6 protein-coding genes and 1 pseudogene are annotated in these 6797 nt (G+C 43.8%); 4 read left to right on the forward strand and 3 right to left on the reverse strand.

Annotation, left to right across the window (positions count from 1 at the left end; translation table 11 throughout):
• From Q0200_RS05570 to raiA, 3 genes and pseudogenes are all read left to right on the forward strand, one after another.
• Nucleotides 1-364 (forward strand): annotated as a pseudogene (locus Q0200_RS05570) (hypothetical protein); the annotation flags it as partial.
• Entirely contained in the window at nucleotides 364-840 is a 477-nt protein-coding gene (locus Q0200_RS05575; protein ID WP_297938800.1) for a hypothetical protein, read from the forward strand. The pseudogene Q0200_RS05570 and the gene Q0200_RS05575, both read left to right, overlap by 1 nt.
• A 53-nt stretch (nucleotides 841-893) precedes the next feature.
• Entirely contained in the window at nucleotides 894-1427 is a 534-nt protein-coding gene (gene raiA / locus Q0200_RS05580; RefSeq protein WP_297938803.1) for a ribosome-associated translation inhibitor RaiA, read from the forward strand.
• A 397-nt stretch (nucleotides 1428-1824) separates the two neighbouring features.
• Here raiA and Q0200_RS05585 read toward each other — a convergent pair whose 3' ends face one another.
• The 3 genes from Q0200_RS05585 to Q0200_RS05595 are packed head-to-tail and all read right to left on the reverse strand — an operon-like array spanning nucleotide 1825 to nucleotide 4110.
• Nucleotides 1825-2280: a response regulator gene (locus Q0200_RS05585; RefSeq protein WP_297938806.1), complete on the reverse strand. Its 456-nt coding sequence runs from the start codon at nucleotides 2278-2280 to the stop codon at nucleotides 1825-1827.
• Between the two features lie 40 nt (nucleotides 2281-2320).
• Nucleotides 2321-3253, reverse strand: a complete 933-nt coding sequence (gene hemH, locus Q0200_RS05590; protein WP_297938809.1) for a ferrochelatase — start codon at nucleotides 3251-3253, stop codon at nucleotides 2321-2323.
• Complete coding sequence (locus Q0200_RS05595; protein ID WP_297938812.1) at nucleotides 3250-4110, reverse strand: hypothetical protein; 861 nt, start codon at nucleotides 4108-4110, stop codon at nucleotides 3250-3252. Before Q0200_RS05595 ends, hemH begins: the two co-directional genes overlap by 4 nt.
• Before the next feature lie 179 nt (nucleotides 4111-4289).
• Here Q0200_RS05595 and alaS point away from each other — a divergent pair.
• The coding region (alaS, locus tag Q0200_RS05600; protein WP_297938814.1) for an alanine--tRNA ligase at nucleotides 4290-6797 on the forward strand (2508 nt) is incomplete at its 3' end.

Below are 6797 nucleotides of genomic sequence, written 5' to 3' on the forward strand. Positions count from 1 at the left end.
GTGGATGAGAGAAATATTTTTAATCGAAGAATCCTTGTCTATTTTAAAATATTCTATCTCCAAAAAAGCCACTATTGCCGCATATACAGCCATAGCAATAGCACCAGGCAATCAAAGCACCCAAGATGAAAAAGATGGTGTTTTTGATCTTAAAATTTACTACAATTATAGACCATGGCTAAATGAAAGCTTTAAAAATTTTGGAGGCTTCCCACCTAAAGACATCACAGCCGAAAGTGCGACACTAGCTAAGCGTGTGACTAGATTTGTTTTTACTGAAAAAAATGGTGTAATAGCACTTAAACTTTGTGTAAAAGCAGAAAAATCGGAGATAACTATATGCAAATCAAAGGCGGTGTACTAATGAGAAAAGGTTTTAGTTTAATAACAGCAATCATATTTGTAGTTTTAGTGGCTACCCTGGCTATGTTTTCGATAAATACTTCGGCAACTACCGCAAAACAAACATCGGACGTATTCTTGCGAGAACAAGCCGAGCTTTTAGCTCAGGGTGCTACCGAGATAGCTATTTTTAATCTCATAAACACAAATTTCACACAAGTAGCAAACTGCGCATCATTAGACTCAAATGCTAATATAATGCAAACGCTTTTCCCGACCAATAACGCAACAACGTCTTTATTTAACGTGACCGTAACCGTCAACAAAGTATTTGGAACTATAGGTGTTTGCGACGGTACTGCCGGTAGAGGCACAGCAGTAATTCCGGTCACCACATCTGCATCTATAGGAACGGTAATACTAGACGTTACGGTAACCTCAACAAAACCAAACGTCTTTCCAGTAAGATATACTAGACGAACGATTCAAAAACTCTAAAATAATACTTTAATATGCTATAATGTTGGCACTTTAATATAAAAGGAGAGATGATGAATCTAAGTATTGTAGGTAAACAATTTGACCTAACAGACTCAATCAAACAACACATAGAAAACGCATTTGATGCGCTTAACAAATACGGATTGGATATAATTTCGGGTCGTTGCGTAGTTTCAGCAGACGAAAAAAACGGGAAAAAAGGTTTTAGCGTAGAGTTTTCGCTAAATTTAGCAAAAAAAGACACGATCGTAATCCGCCACAAAGATAAAGATCTATACGCCGCGGTCGATCTTGCGCTTGAGCGCGCATCAAAGGTGCTTCGCCGCGAGCACGACAAAAACACAACCGTCAAAAATAAAGACGACGGCAAAGCAGTTAGAGCTGCGATTGCCGACGAACATATAAACGACGGCGAGGTAGATGAGATAATCCCTATGGAGCTTGAGCTATATAAGCCCCTAGAAATCGAAGAGGCTATGCAAAAGCTAAAAGATAGCGATGCGCAGTTTTACGTATTTAACGATATGGATGCCAAAATGCGCGTGATCTACAAACGCTCTGACGGTAAATTCGGACTTTATTAATCAAATTTAGGCGAGATAAATTCTCGCCTCCTCACTTTTTAAATTTACAAAGATACCAATCTAAATTCAATCATTCTTGTTGCCGGCTTCATAGTAAATTGCTTAAATTTTGATAATAAGCAAAATTGCATAACATCAATAGACCGTTTTTAAAGACAAGATTAAATTTAAGAAGCTGTTTTTAAATTTGGTGATTAGGAATAAAACAACTTTAGATGTTTGATTTTTTGAGGCTCGTTTGTAAAATTCTCTAAAATTTACTTTTTACTGTTAATAAAAAAATAGACCATCAACAAACATGCTTAATTTTTTAAATCTCGGCGAGCTTTTAAGGCTTTGATTCTTAATTAAATTCAAATTTTACGCCGACTCGCCGCGACTTAAAACTTCGTTAATTTTACACGATGCCCAAAACCGTACTTAACATCGACGGATTTTTATTTTGCAAAGATTGCTGTTTTTCTAGCAAGGAGTTGCTTTGCAAACTAGCTCGTAGCTCCTTTTCGTATTTGGTCAAAAGATCGTCCAGTACGGTTTCAAGCTCATCTCTTAGGCTTTTTTTCATATCGGTATTTAGCCCTAGAGCCTCCATCAGCTCCTCTTTTTTGATACTTAGCTTTTCCTGGATTTTTTGTTCGTTCATCTGCGATAAAAATCCTGCTGCACCAAGCTGCGTAAGAGTCTTTTTAAAACCTTCCACATCAGGCTCTTTGGCGGTTTTTATCGGCTCAACGGCTTTTTTGAGCTCTTTTTCAAAGTCGGCGCCTTTTATCGCCTTTGCAGTCTTTTCTATGGCTTTTTGCGCAAGCTCGGCCAAAATCTTTTGGATAAATTTTTGCTCTTCGATCGTCATTTCGCATCCTTTATAAAAGATACGTTATCGCAAGCAAATTTTATTCCTTAGCTCTATCTGCTATAAATTTAGCAAATTTTTCACTATCGTTTGGACAGCCTACGACGTCGTAAAAATCAAATTTTAGCTCGTCTGCGATATGACGAAATTCCTTTGATAGCTCAAAAACGGTTTCAGAGTTATCGATACAAAAAGAAATCGGATAAACGAGCGCTTTTTTGTCTTTTATCTCGGCTAGCGCTTGATTTAGCGAGGGTTCTAGCCACTTTACGGGGCCTAGCTTTGACTGGTATGCGAGCAAAATTTCCTTAAATTTTACTCCGCGCTTTTCTAAAATTTCGGTTAAAATTTGAACGTGCCGCTTAACGTGCTCCTCGTAGATATCGCCCGCGTCGATCATCTTTTGCGGCAAAGAGTGGGCTGAAAATACCAGCGTTATCTCGCCTGAGTTTAGATTACTCGCAGCTTTTTCGATGTCATCCGCGACGACCTCATTATATCTCTCATCCTCAAAAAACGGCTCAACGATTTTTACTTTCGCCTTTAAATTTAGCTCGGCTCGCGCCTTTTCAAAGTCGCTTATACTAGACGTTACGGTCGTAAACGAATGGTGCGGATAGAGAGGAAAAACGACGATCTCCGAAGCCCCCGTAAACTCAGCCAAAACATCCTTCGTAAAAGGTGGTGTGTAGTTCATAGCAAAAGCTACTGCCGTATCATCGTCTAAAAAATGCGAAATTTTACCGCATAGTCTCGCCGTAAGCTCGCAGATAGGCGATTTGCCGCCGATTTGACGGTAGTTATTTTGCGCGGCTTTTAGGCGCGAGCTAGTTATCATAAACGCCACGAATTTACGTAAAATCGGGCTTTTTATCCCCAAGATATACGGGTCGTTAAACATATTTTTTAAAAAAACTCCAACCTCGCTAAGATCGTTCGGTCCGCCCATGTTTAGTAGTAAAATTAGTCTCATTCGCAAATCTCCTGAGCCTTTAGGGCGTCTTCAAGCGTGCTTAGATCGCTTTTTGCGCCACAGCAGGCCTGATAAAACTCGTTTAGTAGCGCTTTAACCGGCGAAACATCACTGTAAACTTTCAAATTTTGCTGCCCGTCGAGCGTGTATTTGTTTAGCTTAAGACCCAACATATCGCCGAAATAAACTCCACCGCTCGCGGCAAATTCGATCGTAAATCGCTCCGCTTTAAAGCGCTTTGAGTTATGGATACTAGCTAGAGTCTGGTTTTTAAATTTAAGCTGAAAAAGCGAGTCGGTTTCGCTTCTTTTATCGTCGTTTTGGATTGAAATTTTATTGCTAAAGATTATCTCGCTACCGGTTATATATCTTGCAACATCGATGTTTTGTAAAATTTCAAGCTGCAAATTTACGCCCCTGCTAAACCCGCGAGCGATATTTATCGAGAAAATTTCTTTTTCTTTGGCAAGCTCTTTTTTTATCGAGGCGATAACGGGATTAAATCTATCTATAAAAGCCATATAAGCGCCGATATTTTGGGATTTAAAGCAGTATTTTAGCTCCCTTATCTCGCCTGATTTGCAAAGCCAAGGATCAAGCATGATAAATTTTATAAAATTTAGGCATTTAGGTATCAAATTTAGATATTTATGCGTGTCGGTAACAATGAGAGCGTCGATACGTACCGATTCCAAAAGATCGTTTATATTATCGTAAAAAGGAATTCGTCCGCAAATTTCGCTATTTTTAACTCCGTCAAAAACCGCCGCAAGCTCAAAGTGCTCTGAGCGGCGAAGCTCGTTATAGTAGTGTTTGGCGTCGTTTCCAAAACCTATTATCGCAACTCGTTTTTTCATAATCTTTTTCCCAAATTTTAATGTTTTTGTGACAATTATAGTAAAAAATGGTAATTAAACGGCTAATGCGAGCGATTTTTAAATTTTACCGACGCCTTTTTATGCCGGGTCTCAAACAAGTTTTATTAAATTTATGCTAAAATCAGCCCTATTTTAAAACTTTAATCAGGAATAAAACGATGGATATTAGAGAGGCTTATTTAAATTTTTTCGCAAGCAAAGGTCATGAGATCATCCCGTCCGCGCCGCTAGTGCCAAACGACGCTACGCTACTTTTTACAAATGCGGGTATGGTGCCGTTTAAGAGCATTTTCACCGGCGAAGTGCCGCGCCCTACTCCGCCGATCCGCACGAGCTGTCAAACATGCATCCGTGCAGGCGGCAAGCACAACGACCTAGATAACGTCGGCTACACCGCGCGCCACCACACGTTTTTTGAGATGCTGGGCAACTTCAGCTTCGGCGAGTACTTCAAAAAAGACGCGATCGCGTACGCGTGGGAGTTCGTCACGCAGGTGCTAAAACTACCCAAAGATCGCCTCTACGTGACCGTCCACGAGAGCGACGACGAGGCGTTTGCGCTGTGGGAGCAGCACGTCGCAAAGGAGCGCATTTATAGATTCGGCGATCACGATAACTTCTGGCAGATGGGCGATACGGGACCGTGCGGACCGTGCTCGGAGATCTTTTACGACCAAGGCGGTGAGCATTTTAACACGCCTGAAGACTACATGGGCGGCGACGGCGACAGATTTCTTGAAATTTGGAACCTGGTTTTCATGCAGTACGAGCGCAGCAGCGACGGCAAGCTAACTCCACTACCAAAACCAAGTATAGACACGGGCATGGGCCTTGAGCGCGTCACGGCGATAATGGAAGGCAAATTTAGCAACTACGACAGCTCGCTTTTTATGCCGCTTATAAACGAAGTAGCCGCGCTTTGCGGCAAGCCGTACGCGTATGAGAGCGGCGCTAGCTACCGCGTCATCAGCGACCACATCCGCTCGGTGACTTTCCTGCTGGCTCAAGGCACTACATTTGACAAAGAGGGCCGCGGCTACGTGCTTCGCCGTATCCTTCGCCGCGCGATCAGGCACGGATATCTGCTGGGAATCAGAGAACCATTTATGTACCGTCTCGTCGATAAAGTCTGCGAGCTAATGGGCGGCCACTACGCCTACCTAAACGAGAAAAAAGAGGCTGTAAAAGAGCAAATCAGGCTCGAAGAAGAGAGATTTTTAGCTACTATCGCGAGCGGACTCGAGCTTTTTGAGAGCGAGCTAGCGCGCACGAAAGATATTTTTAGCGGCGAGGCTGCATTTAAGCTTTACGATACGTTCGGATTTCCGCTAGACCTCACGGCTGACATGCTACGCGAAAAAGGACTCAAAGTCGATGAAGCCAAATTTGACGAGTTAATGAGCGAGCAAAAAGCGCGCGCTAAAGCTGCTTGGAAAGGTAGCGGCGATAAGAGCGCAAAGGGCGATTTTAAGGCGCTTTTAGAGAAATTCGGCGAAAATAAATTTAGCGGCTACGAGGAGCTTGAGCGCACGAGCAAGGTTTTAGCGCTGCTTGACGAGGATTTTAAAGAAACGCAAATTTTAAAAGCGGGCGAGCAAGGCTGGGCAATGTTTGACGTGACGCCTTTTTACGCGCAAAGCGGCGGCCAGGCGGGCGATAGCGGCGTGGTCGCGGATACAGCCGACGTGCTAGATACGCAGAAGTTTTTCGGACTAAATTTATCAAACGTCGCGGTTAAAAAAGAGCTTAAAGTCGGCGACGCCGTAAAACTAAAAGTAAGCGAGCAAAGAGCCGAGATCGCGCGCCACCACAGCGCCACGCACCTACTCCATGCCGCACTTAGAAGCGTGCTGGGAACGCATATCGCACAGGCAGGATCTAGCGTCGAAGCAAACAGGCTCAGGTTTGACTTCTCGCATCCAAAGGCGGTGACGGCGGAAGAGCTAACAAAGATCGAAAATTTAGTCAATAGCGCAATCGCCGAAAGTATCGCGGCAAAAACGGAGATAATGGACGTCGAGGATGCCAAAAACAGCGGCGCGATCGCGCTATTTGGCGAAAAATACGCCGACAAGGTACGCGTACTAAGCTTCGGCGAGGTTAGCAAGGAGCTTTGCGGCGGTACGCACGTGGCAAATTTAAGCCAAATCGGCGCGTTTTTCATCACTAAAGAAGGCGGCGTGAGCGCGGGCGTGCGCAGGATCGAGGCCGTGTGCTCTAAGGCCGCGCTAAATCTAGCAAAAGCCTGGCGCAGCGAGATCGAAGAGCTAAAAACCGAGCTAAAAAGCGCCGAGCCGATGAATGCGGTAAAAAAACTAAAAGCCGAAATAAAAAGCCTAAAAGACAAGACCAAACAAGCCAAAGACGCGCACGCGCTAGCCGTAGTAAACGTAAACGAGACCAAGCTTTGCGTCGCTGTGCTTGACGGTGGCGACATAAAAGCCACGATAGACGAGTTTAAAAACGAGAACGAAAAGGCGGCGATCCTGCTCGTGCAAGTAAACGAAGAGGGCAAAATCGCTCTGGCCGCAGGCGTGAAAAATGCGCCGTTAAAAGCGGGCGAATGGGTCAAATTTACGGCTCAAATTTTAGGCGGAAACGGCGGGGGCAAGGACGACTTCGCAACCGCAGGCGGTAAAAACGTACTAGCGATTGAGGATGCGATC

The sequence above is a fragment of the uncultured Campylobacter sp. genome, from assembly GCF_938045225.1.
Lineage (GTDB): Bacteria > Campylobacterota > Campylobacteria > Campylobacterales > Campylobacteraceae > Campylobacter_A.